Origin of the sequence: Maribacter forsetii DSM 18668 (assembly GCF_000744105.1) — a bacterium.
In the GTDB taxonomy this organism is placed as follows: domain Bacteria; phylum Bacteroidota; class Bacteroidia; order Flavobacteriales; family Flavobacteriaceae; genus Maribacter; species Maribacter forsetii.
Window position 1 is genome coordinate 838566 of the sequence record NZ_JQLH01000001.1, and the last position, 22086, is coordinate 860651.

General features: G+C 35.5%; 15 protein-coding genes. 14 read left to right on the forward strand and 1 reads right to left on the reverse strand.

Annotated elements, in window-relative coordinates:
• Positions 1-12 precede the first annotated feature (12 nt).
• The 4 genes from P177_RS03510 (at position 13) to P177_RS03525 (ending at position 5336) form a co-directional block, all read left to right on the forward strand.
• On the forward strand, positions 13-1347 hold the full coding sequence (locus P177_RS03510) for a hypothetical protein (RefSeq protein WP_036151884.1): 1335 nt from the start codon (positions 13-15) through the stop codon (positions 1345-1347).
• A gap of 32 nt (positions 1348-1379) precedes the next feature.
• Entirely contained in the window at positions 1380-2483 is a 1104-nt protein-coding gene (locus P177_RS03515) for a cytochrome c oxidase subunit II (protein ID WP_036151886.1), read from the forward strand.
• A 61-nt stretch (positions 2484-2544) separates the two neighbouring features.
• A complete protein-coding gene (locus P177_RS03520; RefSeq protein ID WP_036151889.1) occupies positions 2545-4374 on the forward strand; it encodes a cytochrome c oxidase subunit I in 1830 nt (609 codons plus the stop codon).
• Positions 4375-4508: 134 nt separating this feature from the next.
• Complete coding sequence (locus P177_RS03525; RefSeq protein WP_036151892.1) at positions 4509-5336, forward strand: GIN domain-containing protein; 828 nt, start codon at positions 4509-4511, stop codon at positions 5334-5336.
• On the opposite strand, the gene P177_RS03530 is transcribed toward P177_RS03525, so the two are convergent.
• Positions 5333-7597 (reverse strand): acyl-CoA dehydrogenase family protein, encoded by a 2265-nt coding sequence (locus tag P177_RS03530; RefSeq protein WP_036151893.1) that lies wholly within the window; start codon positions 7595-7597, stop codon positions 5333-5335. The two genes, P177_RS03525 and P177_RS03530, sit on opposite strands and share 4 nt — an antisense overlap.
• 129 nt (positions 7598-7726) lie before the next feature.
• On the opposite strand from P177_RS03530, the gene ruvB reads away from it, so the two are divergent.
• The 10 genes from ruvB to ruvA all read left to right on the forward strand — a co-directional run bounded on the left by ruvB (position 7727) and on the right by ruvA (position 22084).
• Positions 7727-8749: a Holliday junction branch migration DNA helicase RuvB gene (ruvB, locus tag P177_RS03535; RefSeq protein WP_036151894.1), complete on the forward strand. Its 1023-nt coding sequence runs from the start codon at positions 7727-7729 to the stop codon at positions 8747-8749.
• 393 nt (positions 8750-9142) lie between these two features.
• Positions 9143-13234, forward strand: a complete 4092-nt coding sequence (locus P177_RS03540; RefSeq protein ID WP_167333092.1) for a hybrid sensor histidine kinase/response regulator transcription factor — start codon at positions 9143-9145, stop codon at positions 13232-13234.
• A gap of 196 nt (positions 13235-13430) precedes the next feature.
• Entirely contained in the window at positions 13431-14477 is a 1047-nt protein-coding gene (locus P177_RS03545) for a c-type cytochrome (protein WP_245232996.1), read from the forward strand.
• A gap of 6 nt (positions 14478-14483) precedes the next feature.
• Positions 14484-15164, forward strand: coding sequence for a Tat (twin-arginine translocation) pathway signal sequence containing protein (locus P177_RS03550; RefSeq protein ID WP_036151896.1), 681 nt, complete (start codon positions 14484-14486; stop codon positions 15162-15164).
• Between the two features lie 20 nt (positions 15165-15184).
• Positions 15185-15598: a DsrE family protein gene (locus P177_RS03555; RefSeq protein ID WP_036151897.1), complete on the forward strand. Its 414-nt coding sequence runs from the start codon at positions 15185-15187 to the stop codon at positions 15596-15598.
• A 20-nt stretch (positions 15599-15618) separates the two neighbouring features.
• Positions 15619-16428: a sulfite exporter TauE/SafE family protein gene (locus tag P177_RS03560; RefSeq protein WP_036151902.1), complete on the forward strand. Its 810-nt coding sequence runs from the start codon at positions 15619-15621 to the stop codon at positions 16426-16428.
• 177 nt (positions 16429-16605) lie between these two features.
• Entirely contained in the window at positions 16606-17526 is a 921-nt protein-coding gene (gene queG / locus P177_RS03565; protein ID WP_036157746.1) for a tRNA epoxyqueuosine(34) reductase QueG, read from the forward strand.
• A gap of 168 nt (positions 17527-17694) precedes the next feature.
• Entirely contained in the window at positions 17695-19014 is a 1320-nt protein-coding gene (locus P177_RS03570; RefSeq protein ID WP_036151904.1) for an MFS transporter, read from the forward strand.
• A gap of 119 nt (positions 19015-19133) precedes the next feature.
• Complete coding sequence (locus P177_RS03575; RefSeq protein WP_036151907.1) at positions 19134-21428, forward strand: NADP-dependent malic enzyme; 2295 nt, start codon at positions 19134-19136, stop codon at positions 21426-21428.
• Positions 21429-21502: 74 nt separating this feature from the next.
• Positions 21503-22084, forward strand: a complete 582-nt coding sequence (gene ruvA, locus P177_RS03580) for a Holliday junction branch migration protein RuvA (RefSeq protein WP_036151909.1) — start codon at positions 21503-21505, stop codon at positions 22082-22084.
• Positions 22085-22086 lie beyond the last annotated feature (2 nt).

The following is a 22086-nucleotide window of genomic DNA, read 5'->3' on the forward strand; positions in this document are numbered from 1 at the left end:
GTAAACAATACTATGTATACGTTTTCAAATAGACTCAAAATAGCTTCCATCGTTCTAATGATAGTAGGTGCATTAGGAATCATTGGTGGATTTGTTATGGCTCCTGGAACTATAGCAGAGGCAAAAGAAATGGTAGCAAGTCACGACGAAGGTCATGGTGATGCCCATGCAGCTGAAGCTGAACATGCAACTAAAGAAAGTGATCATGCGGTTGTTGAATCTCATGGTGAAGAACATGATTCTTCTCATGATCAGCATTTATTAGATCAATTAAAGAATAGACCATGGGCGGCATTATATGTTGCGGCATTCTTCTTTTTTATGATATCTTTAGGGGTGTTGGCGTTCTACGCTATACAACGTGCTGCACAGGCAGGTTGGTCACCGTTATTGTTTAGAGTTATGGAAGGTATCACCGCTTACTTGGTTCCTGGTGGAATCATTGTATTCGTAATATTACTTCTTTCGGTACTCCATATGAATCATTTATTCATTTGGATGGATGAAACCGTAGTTGCTCACGATGCATTACTTCAAGGTAAATCTGGATATTTAAACCCTACTTTCTTTTTGATAAGAGCGGCGATATTTTTAGCTGGTTGGATCGGGTATAGAGAATATTCTAGAAAATTATCAATAGCTCAAGATGAATCTGATGATAATTCTAACTTTAAATTAAATTTTAGAATATCTGCTGGTTTCTTAGTTTTCTATTTGATTTCTGAGTCTATAATGTCTTGGGATTGGATAATGAGTGTTGAGCCACACTGGTTTAGTACGCTATTTGGTTGGTACATATTTGCGAGTATGTTCGTATCAGGTATTACAGTAATCGCTATGGTTACTGTTTATTTAAAATCTAAAGGTTATTTACCGGATGTTAACGATAGTCATATTCATGATTTGGCAAAATTCATGTTTGGTATCAGTATCTTTTGGACGTACCTATGGTTTTCTCAATTCATGCTTATCTGGTATTCTAATATACCTGAAGAAGTAACGTATTATGTAACTAGAATTGCAGACTATAGATTGCCATTCTTTGGTATGGTAGCTATGAACTTCTTATTTCCCGTACTGTTATTGATGAATAGCGATTTTAAAAGAATTAATTGGTTCGTAATTTTAACAGGTATTGTAATACTTGCAGGTCACTATATGGATATCTTTAATGCCATAATGCCATCAACGGTTGGTAAGAACTGGTATATTGGTATTCCTGAAATTGGTTCTGTATTGTTCTTTGCAGGCTTATTTATATTTTGGATTTTCAGAGCGCTATCAACACAGCCTTTACAACCAAAAAGAAATCCTTTTATTGAAGAAAGTAGACATTTTCATTACTAGTAATTAAGTAAAGTATAACATTTATATATACAATGACGACATTATTAACTTTAGCTGTACTTGTTCTTGTAGCCATTGCCATTTGGCAGTTGACTAAGATATTTGAATTATCACAGCTTAAAACTGAGCAACACCAAATAGCAACGGATAGCGATAATAAGAATAACGGTTATATGTTATTTGGATTTTTGGTATTCATTTACGGAATTACCATTTTCAGTTTTTGGAAATATGGTAAGTTCTTATTGCCTGAAGCAGGATCTGCTCACGGTGAGGAGTATGATAGCTTAATGTTGGTATCTTTTATTATCATCTTTATAGTACAGACTCTTACACAGGCTTTATTACATTATTTTGGATATAAATATGCAGGTAAAAAGGGACAAAAGGCATTGTTCTATGCAGATAATGATCGTTTAGAGTTTATTTGGACTATTATTCCTGTAATTGTATTGGCAGGTCTTATTCTATGGGGATTATACACATGGACAACCATTATGGATGTTAACGATGAGGATGATCCTTTAATTGTAGAGCTTTATGCACAACAATTTAATTGGACCGCTAGATATGGTGGTGGAGATAATGTTTTAGGTGGTGCTAATGTTAGAATGATAGATATCGATAAAGCTAATGTATTAGGTTTAGATGAAGCTGATACCTATGCTCATGACGATGTTATCGTTAAAGAACTACACTTACCTGTAGGTAGAAAAGTAAACTTTAAAATGCGTTCGCAAGATGTATTGCATTCAGCTTATATGCCTCACTTCAGAGCACAAATGAACTGTGTTCCAGGAATGATTACTGAGTTTTCATTTACACCGATTTACACAACAGAGGAGATGAGAACCAATCCAGATGTTATGGATAAGGTAAAGAGAACCAATAAAATTCGTGCAGAAAAGGCTGCAAGTACGGGTGAGCCTTTAGATCCATGGCAATTCGATTATATTTTGCTTTGTAATAAGATTTGTGGTAAATCTCACTACAATATGCAAATGAAGATTATTGTTGAATCTGAAGAGGATTATATGGAATGGATGAAAGGTCAGTCTACCTTTGCAGAAACAGTAATGAAAGACGAATCTAGTCCTGTAGTTCATTCATTAAGCGCTATATCAATAGGAGAGTAATACTTTAGTCTCTAGTCAACAAAGCTATAATTAGAAAATTAATAAAAATAAGATTACGATTATGTCAGCAACAGCACATGCACATGTAGATGATCACGCACACGACGATCATGGACATCATCATAAAGAAACTTTTGTAACAAAGTATATCTTTAGTCAAGATCATAAAATGATTGGTAAACAATACCTTATTTTAGGTGTGTTTGTTATGGGTTTTATTGGTATTGCAATGTCATTATTGTTTAGAATGCAATTGGCGTGGCCAGGGGAATCTTTTCCTATTTTTGAGGCACTTTTAGGTAAGTGGGCGCCAGGTGGTGTTATGGATGCTGATGTCTATCTAGCATTAGTAACTATGCACGGTACCATCATGGTATTCTTTGTACTTACTGCTGGTTTAAGTGGTACGTTTAGTAATTTGTTGATTCCGTTACAGATAGGTGCAAGAGATATGGCATCTGGTTTCTTGAACATGGTTTCTTTTTGGTTGTTTGCTATTGCCTCGGGTATAATGATTGTTTCATTATTTGTTGAAGCAGGACCAGCAGCAGCTGGTTGGACGATTTATCCACCTTTAAGTGCTTTGCCAATGGCTCAGCCTGGTTCAGGTATGGGTATGACATTATGGTTGAGCTCAATGGCGATATTTATCGCTTCATCTCTTTTAGGATCATTGAACTATATTGTAACTGTAATCAACTTAAGAACTAAAGGGATGTCAATGACAAGATTGCCTTTGACAATTTGGGCTTTCTTTGTAACAGCTATAATTGGTGTTATTTCATTCCCGGTATTATTATCTGCAGCTTTATTATTAATAATGGATAGAAGTTTTGGTACTTCTTTCTTCTTGTCGGATATTTTTATTCAAGGTGAAGTTTTACATTACCAAGGTGGTTCTCCAGTATTATATGAGCACCTGTTCTGGTTTTTAGGTCACCCAGAGGTATATATAGTATTGTTACCTGCATTAGGTATTACCTCTGAAGTTATGTCTACAAACGCTCGTAAACCAATTTTTGGTTACCGTGCAATGATTGCTTCTATTTTGGCAATCGCATTTTTATCGACAATCGTTTGGGGTCACCATATGTTTATTTCTGGTATGAATCCATTTTTGGGATCTGTATTTACATTTACAACATTATTGATTGCAATACCATCTGCTGTAAAAGCATTTAATTATATAACTACACTTTGGAAAGGTAACCTACAATTGAATCCGGCTATGCTGTTTTCCATTGGTTTGGTATCAACATTTATTACTGGTGGTTTAACCGGTATAGTTTTAGGTGATAGTACATTAGATATTAACGTTCATGATACTTACTTTGTGGTTGCTCACTTCCACTTGGTAATGGGTATATCTGCATTGTACGGGTTGTTTGCTGGTGTTTACCACTGGTTCCCTAAAATGTACGGAGGTAGATTAATGAACAAGAACTTAGGATATGTTCACTTCTGGGTAACTGCAATTTGTGCTTATGGAGTATTCTTTCCAATGCACTTTGTAGGTATGGCTGGTGTTCCAAGAAGATATTATGAGAATACAGCTTTCCCAATGTTTGATGAGTTAACAGATATCCAAGTATTAATGACTGTTTTTGCTATTATAGCGGCAGCGGCACAGCTAGTATTTGTTGCTAACTTCTTCTATAGTATATTCTACGGTAAGGTTGGACCTCAAAATCCATGGAAGTCAAATACATTAGAATGGACTGCTGAACAAAAACATATTCACGGAAACTGGGCTGGTCCTATTCCTGAAGTTCATAGATGGGCTTATGACTATAGTAAAGTCTATGAGAACGGCGAATATATAATTGCTGGACAAGATTATGTTCCACAACATATACCATTGCAGGAAGATGAAGAGGAAATGAATCACTAAATAAAATTTAAATCTAAAAAAGCCCAACTAGTAATAGTTGGGCTTTTTTTTTGGTAATAATCCTAAGATATTATTAAGTTGTTCTAATTTTACTTAAAATTGATATCTTCAACTATTAAACATAAGTAAACACTATGAAAAAGTTCGCCCTATTGATTATTCTGTTGGTTATTTCTGCTAACGGTTATTCGCAACGTAAACCCAAGATAAAAGGGAATAAAAATGTTATTGAAGTACGCGAGGATTTAGAGCCTTTTAATGCTATTGAATTGGTTGATGATCTTGACATCGTTATTCAAAAAGCAACTACAGAAGGTTATGCTTTGGAGCTGGATGATAATTTGGTAGATGTACTAAAATTTAAAGTGGACAATGGCACACTAAAGATATCTTCGTTCTATAATATTACGGGAAAGAAGAAATTGGAGATTACCATTTTCTTTCAAGAGCTGAATAGTATTAGAATGATGAATGGTAAAATTAGCATGAAGGATGTTATTTCTACCGATAGGTTAAGGGTAGAAACCTTTGGTACATCTAGACTAGAGTTAAATGCTACTGCTGATATTATGGATATTAACATGGAAGAAATCAGTTCAGGTGATTTTAACTTAGCCAGTGACTCTTTAAATCTTACATTAAAAGATAGAATAGATGTGAAATTATATACCACTGGTGCTAGTAATAATATTTACATGTATAAAAATGCCTCTGCTAAAGTGGAGGGTACAACAGATTTTTTAATGGCTAAGTTGTATGGTAACACATCTCTAAAGGCATCTGATCTTCAAGCTAACTATGTTCTTGTAGTTGCCGAAGATTCACCAGATATAGAAGTTAGGGCTTTGAACACATTACAGCTTAGTTCTAAAGGTGGTACTAGAACCAAGCTCTATGGTGAACCTGAAATAACTATTCTTGATTTTTTAGACACATCAAGATTAGAGAAAGAGCGTAATTAGTTAGCTATTGGCGCGGTCATTAAGTGATCCGGTATTCCAAAACCATCTACAAGGCTATTAAGGTGCGGTCTCAGTTCTGTACACAGGCGTTCAACTCTTTGGCGTATAGCTTTAGATTTAGTTCCGCTTATGTAGCCTTGCTCTAAATACCATGATGCATCTTTTCTTATTTCATGCAGAGCATATAAGGTGCCTAGTTTTTCAAATAGCGCTTTATACTCTGGGTCGGTCATTGTGTCGTTGTGCGCTATAAATGATTTGTACGCCAGTTCGGCACTATATGCCTTGCCAAGTGTCATTAAGTGTGTTTGTACCTTTAAAAAGGCTTGATATGACGGAATTCCTTTCTTAATATAACCTCTAATACGCATTGCAATAGTATAGGTTAATCTTCTTGTTCTATGTTCAAAAGCGTGTACATGAAATTTAGGATTGTATAAATGGTCTTTATCTGTCTTGTTTGTGTACAACGGGTTTATGGTGGACAGTTTATCACTTAGCTGAGAGCTTAATAATTTCAAGACAGTTGAAAAGCCTGCGCTGTTGAACTCCGCTTTAAAATCTGAAAGAACACCCTTAGCGGCTAGTTGTAATAATACATTATTATCGCCTTCAAAAGTTGTGAATATATCAACATCACCTTTCAGGTCTGCAATTCTATTCTCTAAAAGATAACCCTTGCCACCACAAGCTTCTCTACATTCTTGAATGGCATCGTTGGCGTACCAAGTAATAATGGATTTAAGTCCTGCTACCTGCGTTTCAACCTGTCTTTTGTCTGGTTGAGATTCATCGCAATAGAGCGCCATCATTTTATCTAACGTAATGTGATACACATACGCGCTGGCTACTATGGGAGTCAAGCGTAGTTGGTGAGATGGGTAATCCATCAAAAGGTCTTCTTGTATTTTAACGCTATCATTAAATTGTCTTCTTTTTAAAGCATGCTTAATGGCAACTGTCAATGCAAATTTTGCTCCGCCTAAACCTGCCCTGGCAACGCATATTCTACCTCCTACCAGAGTACCCAACATGGTGAAAAAGCGTTTGTTCGGATTCTTTATTTCTGAATAATAATCTCCATTACCTAATATAGTACCGTACTTGTTCAATAGATTCTCTTTTGGTACCTCAACTTGGTTAAACCAAATTTTGCCATTATCAACGCCGTTAAGTCCAAGTTTGTAACCGTTGTCCTCAACCATTATACCTGGTAATAATTCATGTTCTTGATTTCTAAGGGGAACTAGAATAGCGTGTACTCCTTCATTTTTTCCGTTTACAATAAGTTGAGCAAAAACAGATGCCATTTTAGAATGAATGGCATTTCCAATATATTCTTTATTATCGTTTTTACCTGGGGTATGTATGACAATAGTTTCGGAATCTTTGTTATAGGTGGCCGTTGTTTTAATTCCGCGAACATTAGATCCGTGTCCGGTTTCTGTCATGGCAAAACAGCCTAATAATTCAGACTTACCTGTATCGTTTAAATACTTATCATGGTGTTTCTTGGTGCCCAATTTCTGAATACTGCCACCGAATAACCCAAATTGTACCCCAAATTTTATAGATAGACTTCCGTCTGCCCACATCATATTCTCAAAAATGTAAGCGTAGCCTTCCATATCATTGGTGCCACCATATGCTTCGGGATATGCCATTGCGCCGTAACCCTTATCCGCCAAAAACTCAACTTGTTTTAGAACATGATTTCGAAACTCTTCTTTGTTACGTCTTATTTCCCAAGAGAAAATTGGATCACTAAGTACGGCTCTAAAAGAATCTATTGCCTTTGCATGATTTCCTTTTAAAATTGTGTCTATGGTTTTTGCCGAATATTGAGAGGATTTTTTTTCTAAGTCAATATGTACGTCAAATAAATGGCTGTAATGATTGGGTTGAATGCCCAAATTAATTTCAATACTTTTTATTTGATCGTTGTACGATATGTCATTGTAGTAGTGTGATGCTACTTTTTGACTGAAAGCCGTTAATGGATACGTTTCGTGCTCCACTAACTTTACACCACTATTTATAATCAATTGTTTCCAAGACTTGAATAACTCGTTTTTTGGCGGATTTTTGACATTCATCCACGCTTTAAGTTGTTTTTTGTCATCTGAGGATAAGGTAACATCATTTGATATGGCGTTCTCAACAACATTTATTTCTGATGCCGACAAGAGGTCATCTGACCATATAATATAAAAGACCGGAATATATTGTAATACTTGTGCTGTGTAATTTTCTTTTGTCATGCCATGAAATTACAATTTTTAGTTAGATTTCTTACAGGTATTTAACGGTCATTTGGGTATTTTGATAAATTGAATTAGCTATTGGTTTAAGTTAAAAGTTATCTGGTGTTTGTCTATCTTTGTTAGTGTATGAACGAGTATTTAGACCCATCTGCTGATGGTTTCTCTAATGAGGAACTTGATATTGAAAGAGCATTAAGACCTGTAAATTTTGACGATTTTGCCGGTCAAGATCAGGTGCTTGAAAACCTTAAGGTTTTTGTGGAAGCCGCAAATAGAAGAGGAGAAGCATTGGATCATACCTTGTTTCATGGTCCTCCGGGTTTGGGTAAAACTACTTTGGCTAATATTCTTGCTAATGAATTGGGGGTGTCAATTAAAATAACATCTGGTCCTGTATTGGATAAACCAGGAGATTTAGCAGGGTTATTGACTAACTTAGATGAGCGTGATGTGTTGTTTATTGATGAGATCCATAGATTAAGCCCTATTGTTGAAGAGTATTTGTACTCTGCAATGGAGGATTATAAAATAGATATTATGTTGGAATCTGGACCAAATGCCAGGTCTGTTCAGATAAATTTAAATCCGTTTACATTGATTGGTGCAACAACACGGTCAGGATTATTGACTGCGCCTATGCGTGCGCGTTTTGGTATCCAAAGTAGATTGCAATATTATTCTACAGAACTACTTTCTACTATTGTAGAGCGTAGTGCAGAAATTTTGCGCGTACCTATTTCTCAAGATGCAGCTATAGAAATTGCTGGTAGAAGCAGAGGTACACCTAGAATCTGCAATGCCTTACTTAGAAGGGTACGTGATTTTGCGGAGATTAAAGGAAATGGCTCTATTGATATGGAAATTTCAAAGTTTAGCTTAAAGGCATTGAACGTGGATGCTCATGGTCTTGATGAAATGGATAACAAAATACTAACAACTATAATTGATAAATTCAAAGGCGGTCCTGTTGGTATTACCACTTTGGCAACTGCGGTTTCTGAGAGTGCAGAAACGATAGAAGAGGTGTACGAGCCGTTTTTAATTCAACAAGGTTTTATTATGAGAACTCCGCGCGGTAGGGAAGTCACAGAATTAGCTTATAAGCACCTTGGAAGAATAAAAGGCGGAATTCAACCAGGGCTATTTTGAGTATTGATATAAAATCTAAATGGACCAATAGTATTAAAACCGAAGCCAAACGCCTCGGTTTTTTATCATGCGGTATATCCAAATCAGATTTTAAAAGATAGAAGAGCCTTGTATTGAAAAATGGCTTAATATGAATCTTTAAAGCTAAATTAAGTACCTGAAACTATTGAATAAAATGGTTCTGCTCACAACTTTTAATAGAGATTTCGAGGTTTGGGTTTCTATCAATGTACTTTATAAATATATCCTCCTAAATCGTTAATAATTTAATTTTTTCAATAAGTTTCCTTCGCTAGTTATCTTTTAGTAAATTGTTCTGTGCATTTGCGAAGTTCATTGCGCATATTCTAGCAAACCCCGATGCTTTTTCTTCATTATTTTAAAGAAGCAATTATGGGTTGGAGTGTTGAATTTAAAATTCTCAAGTTTTTCTTTTATCCATTATCGGTAAGGTGTATTTCTTTAATAAGTACGCTTTTATTCCAATTATCTTTTCTTTTTGCACAAGATGATGTACGTATAAAATATTATTCCTTAGAAGATGGTATTTCACAGGTCACAATAAACGAATTGTTAAAAGATAGTTTAGGATTTGTATGGATTGGAACTCAAGATGGGCTCAATAGATTTGATGGAAAGAAGTTTAAAACTTATAAATACGACGAATCTGACGATGCTTCCATTTCTGGAAATCATGTAACTAGTTTGCTGGAAGATAAATCTGGTAATATATGGGTGGGGACACTTGGCAATGGATTGAATCTTTATGACTATGAACTAGATGTTTTTCGTTCAATAGACTTAGAGAACCTTGTGCCTAACGAGACAATTCTGGATATGGTTGTAGACCACAAAAGTAATGTCTGGATAACTACACGTAACTCAGGACTATATAAAATTACTTCTGATGGTGAGAATTTTATCCAAGAGAATTTTCTCAAGAACACATCTTTAAGTGGACTCTATTTTGATAACAGCCATAATTTATGGGTGGGAGGGTATAATGGGACTGTTTATAAATTTGATTTAAACCCCGGTGTTTCATCAGCTATTTCATCTGATATAAGTGTGGAAGGTGATGTACAAGCATTTTTTAGAAGTAACGAAAAATTATTTATTGGCACTGAAATCGGTATGTTCTTGTACGATACTAATTCAAAACAGCTCCAAAAAATCAATTTGAATAAATATGGTGGAAGCCCTACTAGACATGTTGTAACTTTTTTGAAAGCTGACAATTCCACAGTTTGGGTTGGTACTGGGTCAGGTTTATTTTTGTTTGATGTATATGCACTTGAAGTAGTTCTAAACATTCAATATTCAGAAAATGAAACTGACGGATTAAGTAATAATACTGTTCAGTCATTGCTGAAAAATTCAGAAAATCAATTATTAGTAGGTACAGCAAACAATTTGAATCTCCTAGATTTTAATAGTCCTTATTTTAAAAACATTTCCAAAAATAAGAGAGGCTCACAAGTATTAAATGATAATGTGATATTTTCAATTTTAAAGGATGGAAAAGACCTGTGGTTTGGTACTTCTGATGGGGGATTGAACCTTATTCGGGAAGATAATGTATATTATTTTCAAGAAAATCAAAACGACCCTTTCAGTATTTCGGGTAATGTAATTCGAGAAATTTGTAAGGATGAAGCGAATCAGCGAATCTGGATAGCCACAACTAGAGGGCTTAGTATGATAGATTTAAAGACTTTTGACGCTGAAAATCCTAAGTTCAAAATATTTAGACATGTAAAGAGTAACCCCAATACTATTAGTAATGATTTTCTTAAAGGAATCGCACTCGATTCTTCTGGTATAGTTTGGGGAGCTACATTTGGTCACGGAATTTTCAGTTTGAAGATGGATTCAAATGGCAATGAAAAGATTTATAGATACAAGAACGAGAAGGGTAATTCAAATTCTCTTATTAATGATTTTGCACAATGTATTACTATAGATAAAATAGGGGACATTTGGATCGGTTCTCAGGGTGGTCTTACTAAATTGAGCTTTAAAAACTATCCTAACCCCGTTTTTACAAATTATACACGAAATGATGATTTAGAGAATTCGTTATCCCATAATTCTGTTTACGATATTTTGGTAGATGACGAAGACAATAAATGGGTAGCAACACGTTACGGTTTAAATTTGTGGCAACAAGATGGTACATTTAAATCGTGGACAGAGCAAAATCAATTTACAAGTGCCATAATCTATGGAGTACAAGATGACCTTGATGGAAATCTTTGGCTGGGTACTACTGCTGGTATTGTTCATTTTAATCCAAGAAGCAACCAGTTTAAACAATATGGGGTTCAAGACGGTATTCAGAGTAACGAGTTTGATATTCATGCGAGATTTAGGGATGATCAGGGATTTATTTATTTGGGCGGTATTGATGGCCTTACCTATTTTCATCCTCGAGATTTAACCAGTATCGATGCACCACAACCACTTTATTTTTCTGAATTTCGGATTAAGGATCAAGTATTAAAAGCTAACAGCTCACCTAAAAGTGCCCTAAAGGAATCATTGTTAAAGACTAAAGAGTTAAAATTCAATAATAATCAATTCCCATTTTATCTTCAGTTTTCTTCTGTTGATTTCCGTTTAAACAAACAGATTGGATATGGGTATAAGTTATTGCCCAATAATAAAGAATGGAATATGCTTAAAGACCCGGAGATTCAATTTTTGAACCTTCCATCGGGTAATCATACGTTGCTGGTAAATGGTTTTTCACGGGGTGTAGAATGGGATCAAGAGCCTCTTAAAATGAAGTTGCATATAATTCCTCCATGGTGGTCAACCTGGTGGGCTTACATGCTATACGTCATTTTAGCGATAGTATTGGCATATTCTTTCTATAAGTTTAAGGTTTCAAGAAAGTTGGCATTTGCTGAAAGTAACAGGCTTAAAGAAATAGACCAACTAAAGAATAGTCTTTATACGAATATTACGCATGAGTTTAGAACTCCTTTGACAGTAATATTGGGTATGGCCGAAACTATAAAGGAAAATCTTGGTGAAAAAGAATTTGTAAGGGTAAATAAACCTCTTGAGATAATTGCGCGAAATGGCAAAAGCCTATTGCATTTAGTTAATGAAATGCTAGAGCTTGCTAAGTTGGAAAGCGGAAATATAGAATTGCAACTCGTGAAGACCGATGTAATCTCATTTATTAAATACATCTGTGAAAGTTTTCAATCGTATGCCTATGAAAAAAATGTCAATTTAGTAGTATACTCAGAAGTAGACAGCTTATTAATGGATGTAGATGAAAACAAATTACAGACCATTATTTATAATCTGTTATCAAATGCAATCAAATTTTTAGGTGACGGGGATAAAATCATTGTACATCTTAACAGTACTGCGGAAAATGGCTCTAGTCAATTTCTGATAAAAGTTAAAGATAATGGTATGGGTATTTCAAAAGATGTCCTACCTCATATTTTTAATAGATTTTATCAAGCAGATGCATCCATGATTAGGTCGAGTGAAGGCACTGGTATAGGGCTGTCGTTAACCAAAAACTTTATTGAGTTGATGGGTGGAAACATAACAGTGAAAAGTGAATTGGGTAAAGGAACGGAATTTACTGTTTATTTACCCATATTCACCACCGCTAAAAGACAGTACTTAACACTTAAAGATATTGAAATTCCCGTATTTGAAATCGATGGGTTAAAAGAAGATGAAAAGCCACAATATTTTAAAGAAAGTAATTTGCCAATTGCATTGATCATAGAAGACAATGTCGATGTAGTTTATTTTTTGAAGAATTCGCTTGAAACCAAATATCAAACAGTTTGTGCAGATAATGGTAAGATTGGTGTTGAGAAAGCTCTAAGTGAAATTCCAGACATAATAATTTGCGATGTAATGATGCCGGTAATGGATGGTTATGAAGTTTGTAAAACTTTAAAATCAGATAAGCGTACAGATCATATACCAATTATAATGTTAACGGCGAAGTCTACTCAAAAAGACCGTATTGTAGGTCTATCACATGGTGCTGACGCATATTTGGTAAAGCCCTTTGAAAAAGCTGAGTTGTTTATAAGGTTAGATCAACTTATTGCATTACGTAAGAAAATGGTCAATAAGTTTGAAAGCGATGGTTTAGCTGTTTTTTTAAAAACTCAAACTAAGAACCCAAGAGTTCAATTCCTTCAAAAAGTCATTGAAATTATACAACATGAGATGGCTAATTCTAACTTCGGTCCAAAACAATTGGCATTTAAATTACAATTGAGCGAATCTCAAACGTATAGAAAACTAAAAACTATCACTGATAAATCTACTGCGGTCTTTATACGCTCGGTCCGTTTGAATAGAGCAAAAGAAATGCTTTACGATTCTGATATGACTGTTTCGGAAATTGCTTATAGCGTAGGTTTTAATGATCCTTCTTGGTTTAGCCGCGCTTTTAAGAATGAATTTGGTTATGCACCAAGTGCAATTGATAAATAATTGATAAGTAGCGGTTTGAGTTTAGTTTCAACTTTTCTTATGCACAAATAATGCTATACTAAATTCTCTTTTCATAAATACTACAAGACTTTGCCGGGATACTGAAAGCCCTTCACTAATTCTTGTTTTAAAATTGCATGTATCCAGAAGTAATTATTATCCCTTAGGGCAATATGTGGCAGTAAAATGAAACTAGATGATAGATATTGTTAATTCTGAACCTAGATGTTCGGCACAAGTACTGACTCCATTCTATTTGAAGCTTTTAATGAGTCTAAGCTTTATTTCTTTTTTTCTGCTCTGTAGTTGTTTAGATAAGCCAACAATTGAAAAAAGAGTTGAAAATTCCTTGAGCAAAGATTACGATATGAGTTATGATATTTCTCAATTGGATGATTCAAAAGATAATGACTTAATACGATTTGGTTATGATCTTTTTCAAAACACCTCCAAGTATATAGGAAATGGTAGCAAAGATAAAGGCAGTGTGTATGCAGGTAATAAATTGTCTTGTAATAATTGTCATCTCTGGTCGGGTACAAAAGCATACGCCGCTCCACTAGTTGGGATAATAAATCGTTTTCCTCAATATAGGGGAAGAGAGAATAAAATAGGCACAATAGAGGAGCGTATAAATGGATGCATGGAGCGCAGTATGAACGGAAAACCTATGCCTTTAGAAGGTAAGGAAATGAAGGGGTTATTGGCTTATATGAGTTGGCTTAGCAGGTATGCCCCCGAAGATGGAAAAATTTCAGGGCAAGGATTTGTGAAAATAGATATTCCTGACAGGGCGGTTGATATTAAACAAGGTAAAGCGGTTTTTAAGGCAAAATGTGTTTTATGTCATGCTGAAAAAGGTCAAGGCTTAAAGGCGAAAGTAGGGTATGGATATCAATACCCACCGCTTTGGGGTAAGGATTCTTATAATGATGGAGCAGGTATGACCCGGGTAATTACGGCAGCAAGATTTATTAAAGCAAACATGCCATATGGCGTTACCTACGAGAATCCAATTTTGACCGATGAAGAGGCTTATGACGTTGCCGGATATATCAATGTGCAAGATAGACCATCCAAAAAAAATCGCGAAAGAGATTTTCCCGATCTCAAAAAAAAGCCGGTATCAACTCCATATCCCCCGTATGCCGATACATTTTCAATACGGCAGCATCAAATAGGACCTTTTTTACCAATTATGGAATATTACAAAAGTGAATACAATATTATTAAATCTAAATAAGTAAGTATGAAAACAGAAAACGAGAGTTCTAGAAGAAAGTTTATGGGTGCGGTGCTAATGGGGGCCACGGCAAGTACCTTGTCATTAATTACCGGACCGGTATATGCAGCAATGCCAAATTACGATGATAAAAAAATGGCGGAAGCGGATGATTGGTTCAATAAAATTAAGGGTACCCATCGCATTGTTTATGATGGGTCTACGCCTCATGACGGATTTCCAATTATTTGGAATTGGGCTTTTTACCTAAGTAATAATGAAACGGGATCAAAAGATGATGATATAACTGCCATGACAGTATTACGCCATAATGCTATTCCTTTTGCATTGAAATCAGAAGTTTGGAAAAAATATAAGTTAGGTGAAGTATTCGGAGTAAATGATAATACTACCAATGTTGCTGCTTTGCGCAATCCTTATTATGAGCCTCAAAATGGTGATTTTCCAATGCCGGTAATTCAAGGTATTAAAGAAATGCAAGAGCGTGGCGCAATGTTCTGTGTCTGTAATTTGGCACTATCAGTTTACAGTGGTGCTGTCGCAGAAAAAATGGGTTTGGATGCTAAGAAGGTATATCAAGAATGGGTAGATGCGGTTCATCCAGAAATACAGATTGTTCCCTCTGGCGTCTGGGCTTTGGGTAGAGCTCAGCAGAACGGATGTGGCTATATTTTTGCCGGAAATTAATTAATAAAAAATATAATAACATGAGAAATATAATAATAATTATAGCATTTTTTTCCCTGTCTTTAAACTTATTTTCCCAAAAGGAACCTATTAAAGTTGTGTTTGACCTTACTAGTGGAAGTCCCGATGTACAACGCTCTGCAGCGCGACATTTGAGATTGATGTCTGAATCATATCCAACTTCAGAATTTGAGTTGGTTGTTTATAGTAGTGCTTATTCAATGGTGGATAAAAATTCGTCTGTTGCAGGTGAAACTCTTCGCGAAATCATTAACAACGATAATATTTCTATCGTGGTTTGTCAAAACACAATGAAGCGAAATAAAAAAACGGAGAAAGATTTAATACCGGGCGTAGGAACGGTTACTGACGGTATTTATGAAATTATTTCTAAGCAAAAGCAAGGCTGGGGTTATATAAAAGAAGGTAAGTAAAAACTTAATCATTAACAGAAGTGGAAATTACCCAAATATTAGGATATTTTGGTGCGTTGGCTATAGGGGTAGTTTTGGGACTGATTGGTAGTGGAGGTTCATTAATGGCAATTCCCATATTTACTTATTTTTTCCACATTGGTCCGGTAACTACCACAGCTTACTCTTTGTTTGTTGTTGGCACTTCGGCTACAATAGGCGCTTTAGGTAATTTAAAGAAGAAACTTGTAAATTTTAGGATAGTTGTATTTTTTGGTATTCCAACTTTTATTTCAGTGTTTCTGGTTCGTAAATTTCTTATTCCTATTATTCCAGAGGAATTATTTAGTCTTTTCGGTTATGTTGTAACACAACATTTTGCGATATTGTTTTTACTGGCTATTTTGATGTTGGTATCTGGGTATTCTATGATACATAATAATAAGGTTTATCATAACCCTTTTGAGCAGTTGTATTATAACTATCCAATAATGATAATAGCTGGGGTGCTGATAGGTGTTTTAACAGGTGTTGTCGGTATAGGTGGCGGTTTTCTTATAGTTCCATCACTTGTAATCTGTTTGCGTTTACCGATGAAAAATGCAGTGGTCACCTCAATGTTCATTATAGCTTTAAAGTCCCTCATTGGTTTCTTGGGTGATATTCTCAGTGTTGAAATCAACTGGTCTTTTCTATTTGGCTTTACGTTGGTTTCTGTTTTAGGTATTCTCTTAGGAAGCTATTTTTCAACATTTGTAAAGGGCGAAAAGCTGAAGAAATATTTTGGTTGGTTCTTAATATGTATAGTTTTATGTATAATGGTTAAAGAATTATTTTTTGGTAAAACATAGTTAATTTGAAACCAATTATGAGTTATTAAAGTTTGATGAAAGATGAAATAATTGCAAACTGTGTAAATGGATGTTTTTCTCCGTATTTATGCAGGTATGGTGGGTTACCATAATTAATATAACAATGATAAAATGAATTAGAATGATAATCGTAATTTAGATTTAAATTATTTGACCCTGAACTTAAAACAAAAGAATAGCAACCTTATTAAAACCGAAGCCAAACGCCTCGGTTTTTTATCATGCGGTGTATCCAAAGCTGATTTTCTAGAAGAGGAAGCTCCTAGATTAGAGCGGTGGCTCAATAATAATATGAACGGCGAAATGAGCTATATGGCTAATCATTTCGATAAAAGATTAGATCCAAGAAAATTGGTAGAAGGGTCTAAATCCGTTATTTCCCTTCTTTTAAATTACTATCCGGAAGAAACCCAACGAGAAGATTCTTATAAGATTTCTAAATACGCATATGGCCACGATTACCATCATGTGATAAAAACAAAACTTAGGCAGCTACAGGAATTCATATCTGAAGAAATAGGTGAAGTTAATGGGCGGGCTTTTGTAGATTCTGCTCCGGTACTTGATAAAGCTTGGGCAGCAAAAAGTGGGTTAGGGTGGATAGGTAAGCATAGTAATCTGCTTACCCAACAAGTAGGGTCTTTTTACTTTATAGCAGAGCTAATAGTAGATATTGAATTGGAATACGATCATGCAGTGACAGATCATTGTGGTACATGTACGGCTTGTATAGATGCCTGCCCAACTGAGGCAATTGTAGATCCTTATGTAGTTGATGGTAGTAAGTGTATCTCTTATTTTACGATTGAATTAAAGAATGAATTGCCCAATGAAATGAAAGGGTCTTTTGATGATTGGATGTTCGGCTGCGATGTTTGTCAAGATGTTTGTCCGTGGAACCGATTTTCCAAACCTCATAATGAACCTTTGTTCAATCCTAATCCAGAATTGCTGAGTATGACCAAAAAAGATTGGGAAGAAATCACCGAGGATGTGTTTAGAAAGGTGTTTCAAAAATCTGCAGTGAAGCGAACAAAGTATGGTGGACTCACCAGAAACATCAATTTTTTGAAATAATATTTTATTTTCAAACGTTTTCGTTAGCTTTTTTCTTTGCTGATGACATAGAGGAGACTTAATTATATTATATTGCTAGTCATGTAAAATTATGTTTTTCTAATAAAACACATGATTTTTGTAAGAATGTAATAAAATTTACCACCGAATCAATAACATTTTTTTTAGATGAAAATCAAAAAACCGAGTCTTAGTTTTTGGCAGATATTTAATATGAATGTTGGATTTTTAGGAATCCAGTATAGTTTTGGGTTGCAGCAAACGGCTATTAATCCTATTTTCTTATACTTAGGTGCACCAGAAGATATGCTGCCCATTTTAAATATTGCGGGTCCGGTAACAGGGTTAATTGTGCAACCTATAATTGGTGCAATGTCAGATAAAACTTGGTCTGAACGTTGGGGTAGAAGAAAGCCTTATTTCTTGATTGGGGCAATTTTGGGTAGTTTATGTTTATTCGCTTTTCCAACGAGTCCCGTTTTATGGTTTGCGGTTGGTTTACTTTGGATTTTAGATGTGGGTAACAATATGGCAATGGAGCCTTATAGAGCATTTGTTGGGGATAAACTCCCTGAGAAACAATTGAGTTTGGGGTATCAAATGCAAAGTTTGTTTGTGGGTGCAGGTATTCTCTTGGCTAATGGATCTATTGTACTATTCCAATATTTATTTGGAGGTGAATCTGTGGAAGTTGCGGGAACGATACCTACTTGGTTGTACTATTCCTTTTATATTGGTGCAATTCTTTCTATTACCACTATCCTTTATTCTGTTTTAAAAACTCCCGAAATTCCACCTTCATCAGAAGAGTTGGCCGCAATTAATCATGCAAAAGTTAAACCATTAACTGAGCGTATTGCTTTGCCTTTTAAAGAAATTGGTGAGTCTATAAAGAAAATGCCCAAATTTATGTGGAGGGTTGGTGCAGTGTATTTGTTTCAATGGTATGCTTTATTTATTTACTGGCAGTATACAACGCCATTATTTAAATTGACAATGGGTTACACTACAGGAGAAGCAGCTTCACAATCTGCACAAATGAGTTTGACCTATAATATAGTAACCATGGTTGTTGCTTTGGCTTTGGTGCCGCTTACATTAAAATACGGTGGTAAAAAAATATATGCATTAAGCTTGTTCGGTACTGCTATTTCTTTATTTGCGATCCCGTATATCACAGATCCTATTTTGGTATTGGCGCCAATGGTGTTGTTCGGTATTGGTTGGGCGGCAATGATGGGTATTCCTTATACCATGGTGTCAAAAGTGGTTCCGCAAGAAAGACGTGGTGTTTATATGGGTATTTTAAATATGATGATTGTAATTCCTATGGGAATAGAGACGCTTACTTTTGGACCTATTTATAAATATTTGCTTGGAAATAATGCCATTAATGCCATGTTGTTTGCAGGTGCATTTTTTGCAATATCGGGGTTTTTGGCATTGAGACTTAACGTGTCTAGTAAAGAAAAGGCAGCTGATTTGTAATTTCAAATTTTACTTTAGGTCTATCATAACAGAACTATTTATTTTATTCATATAAATACAGGTCTGCTTATCGCTTTCTTACAGAATACCTTTAAATTTGTTTTTTTAAATAGAAGAGTATGAGCAATGAAAAGCTAAGAAGAGAAGCACTTATTTATCATGCAAAACCACAGCCTGGTAAGATAAAAATAGTACCTACTAAACCATATAGTACACAACGTGATCTTGCTCTGGCGTACTCGCCCGGTGTTGCAGAGCCATGTTTAGAAATAGCAAAGGATAAGGACAACGCCTATAAATATACTTCTAAAGGTAATTTAGTAGCCATTATATCTAACGGTACCGCTGTTTTGGGTTTAGGAAATATAGGTCCTGAGGCTTCAAAACCGGTAATGGAAGGTAAAGGTCTTCTTTTTAAGATTTTTGCGGATATTGATGGTATTGATATTGAAGTGGATACTGAAGATGTAGATAAGTTCATTGAGACCGTTAAAATGATTGCTCCAACTTTTGGTGGAATTAACCTAGAGGATATCAAAGCTCCTGAAGCTTTTGAGATTGAACGTAGATTAAAAGAGGAATTGGATATTCCTGTAATGCATGATGACCAACACGGTACGGCTATTATTTCTGCTGCTGCTTTATTGAATGCTTTGGAGCTTTCTAAAAAGAAAATGGAAGATGTACGCATTGTTATTAGTGGTGCAGGTGCTGCCGCTGTTTCGTGTACTAAATTGTACAAGGCATTTGGTGCCAAAGCGGAAAATATAGTAATGCTTGATAGTAAGGGTGTTATTAGAAAAGATGCCGATAATTTATCTCCTGCAAAGAAGGAATTTGCAACCGATAGAAAAATAGATACCCTAGATGAAGCAATGGTAGATGCCGATGTATTCGTTGGTCTTTCCATAGCGAATGTTGTAAGTCCGGCGATGTTGGAATCTATGGCAGAGAATCCTATAGTGTTTGCAATGGCTAATCCAGATCCAGAGATTGCTTATGATTTGGCAGTTGCTACACGTAAGGATATTATAATGGCAACAGGAAGATCAGATCATCCTAACCAAGTGAATAATGTACTTGGTTTTCCATTTATATTTAGAGGTGCATTAGATGTAAGGGCTACCGCGATTAATGAAGCTATGAAAATGGCTGCAGTAAAAGCTTTGGCAGATTTAACAAGACAACCGGTACCTGAGCAAGTGAATATTGCTTATGGTGAAACTAGACTAACATTTGGTAAGGAGTATATTATTCCAAAACCTTTTGATCAACGATTAATATATGAAATACCACCTGCTGTAGCTAAAGCTGCTATGGAAAGTGGTGTAGCTAAGGCACCTATAGACGATTGGGATAAATATAGAGAGGAGTTGATGCTTCGTTCTGGGAATGATAATAAAGTTGTACGTCAACTTCATGGTAGGGCTCGTAGCAATGCCAAGAAAATTGTATTTGCAGAAGCTGATCATTTAGATGTTTTAAAAGCGGCGCAGATAGTACATGAAGAGGGTATAGCAATTCCTATTCTTTTAGGTAGAAAAGATATTATTCTTGAATTAAAGAAAGAGTTGGAGTTTGATGCTGATCTTGCTATTATTGATCCTATGTCAGAGGAGTTTGACGAGCGCCATGTTCGTTATGCTACTAAATACTGGGAAAGCCGTAAGAGAAGCGGGGTGACTTTTTACAGTGCGAAAATAAAAATGCGCGAGCGTAATTATTTCGGTTCTATGATGGTGATGGAGGGAGATGCTGATGGTATGATTTCTGGTTACTCAAGAGCATATCCTACGGTGGTAAAACCAATTTTAGAAGTTGTTGGTAGAGCAAGTCAGGTTAAGAAAGTAGCTACGGTGAACATTATGATTACCGATAGAGGGCCGTTGTTTTTGGCCGATACTTCAATCAATATAGAACCAAATGCCGAGGAATTGGCAGATATAGCACAAATGACCGCAAATGTTGCTTCAAATTTCGGATTCAATCCCGTGTTGGCAATGTTGAGTTATGCAAACTTTGGTTCTTCAACACATCCTAACGCGAAAAAGGTTAGAGAGGCAGTTCAAATTCTTCATGAAACAAAGCCAGATTTGGTGGTTGACGGTGAAATACAAACAGATTTTGCTTTAAACAGAGAGCTTCACGAGAGTAAGTTTCCGTTTTCTAAGCTAGCTGGTAGAAAGGTGAACACCTTAATATTTCCTAATTTAGAATCCGCAAACATTACCTATAAGCTATTGAAAGAATTGAATAGTGCAGATTCTATCGGTCCAATCATGGTAGGTTTAAGAAAAGCCGTTCATATTATGCAATTAGGAGCTAGTGTTGATGAAATAGTAAACATGGCTGCAGTTGCTGTAATTGATGCTCAAGAGCGTGAAAAACGCAAGAAAGCGAAAGGTTCAAAATAAATTATAATTAAAGGATAACTCGAATAGGGAAATTGGTAGACATACTTCTTTCCCTTTTTAATTTTAGAAAAATCATGATACATCACTTAAGAGGAAAACTAGTAGAGAAGAACCCAACTCATGTTATTATCGAATGTGGTGGTGTTGGCTATTTTGTAAATATTTCTTTAAATACTTTTTCTAAGTTGCCGGAGCAAGAAAATATCTCTGTTTTTACGCACCTTCAGGTGAAAGAAGATTCTCACACACTGTTCGGATTTGTTGAAAAATCAGAGCGTGAGATATTCCGATTATTATTGTCCGTTTCGGGCATAGGATCAAGTATAGCAAGAACCATGCTTTCTTCTATGTCTCCGTCTCAAGTTAGAGATGCTATTGCTAACGGTGATGTTGCATCAATACAAGCTGTAAAAGGTATAGGGGCGAAAACGGCACAGCGCGTAATTTTGGATCTTAGAGATAAGGTCTTAAAAGTTTACGATATAGACGAACTTTCACTAAGTACAAACAATACAAATAAAGATGAAGCGTTATCTGCTTTAGAAGTTCTGGGCTTCGCACGTAAACAATCAGAGAGGGTTGTCGATAAAGTGCTTGGTCAAGATGCTTCGCTAAGTGTCGAGGATATAATAAAACTCGCGCTCAAAAATTTGTAATA

Coding starts and splice junctions, on each gene's coding strand:
- P177_RS03510 (WP_036151884.1), top strand. CDS start 13: ATGTATACGTTTTCAAATAGACTCAAAATAGCTTCCATCGTTCTAATG.
- P177_RS03515 (WP_036151886.1), top strand. CDS start 1,380: ATGACGACATTATTAACTTTAGCTGTACTTGTTCTTGTAGCCATTGCC.
- P177_RS03520 (WP_036151889.1), top strand. CDS start 2,545: ATGTCAGCAACAGCACATGCACATGTAGATGATCACGCACACGACGAT.
- P177_RS03525 (WP_036151892.1), top strand. CDS start 4,509: ATGAAAAAGTTCGCCCTATTGATTATTCTGTTGGTTATTTCTGCTAAC.
- P177_RS03530 (WP_036151893.1), bottom strand. CDS start 7,597: ATGACAAAAGAAAATTACACAGCACAAGTATTACAATATATTCCGGTC.
- ruvB (WP_036151894.1), top strand. CDS start 7,727: ATGAACGAGTATTTAGACCCATCTGCTGATGGTTTCTCTAATGAGGAA.
- P177_RS03540 (WP_167333092.1), top strand. CDS start 9,143: ATGGGTTGGAGTGTTGAATTTAAAATTCTCAAGTTTTTCTTTTATCCA.
- P177_RS03545 (WP_245232996.1), top strand. CDS start 13,431: ATGATAGATATTGTTAATTCTGAACCTAGATGTTCGGCACAAGTACTG.
- P177_RS03550 (WP_036151896.1), top strand. CDS start 14,484: ATGAAAACAGAAAACGAGAGTTCTAGAAGAAAGTTTATGGGTGCGGTG.
- P177_RS03555 (WP_036151897.1), top strand. CDS start 15,185: ATGAGAAATATAATAATAATTATAGCATTTTTTTCCCTGTCTTTAAAC.
- P177_RS03570 (WP_036151904.1), top strand. CDS start 17,695: ATGAAAATCAAAAAACCGAGTCTTAGTTTTTGGCAGATATTTAATATG.
- P177_RS03575 (WP_036151907.1), top strand. CDS start 19,134: ATGAGCAATGAAAAGCTAAGAAGAGAAGCACTTATTTATCATGCAAAA.
- ruvA (WP_036151909.1), top strand. CDS start 21,503: ATGATACATCACTTAAGAGGAAAACTAGTAGAGAAGAACCCAACTCAT.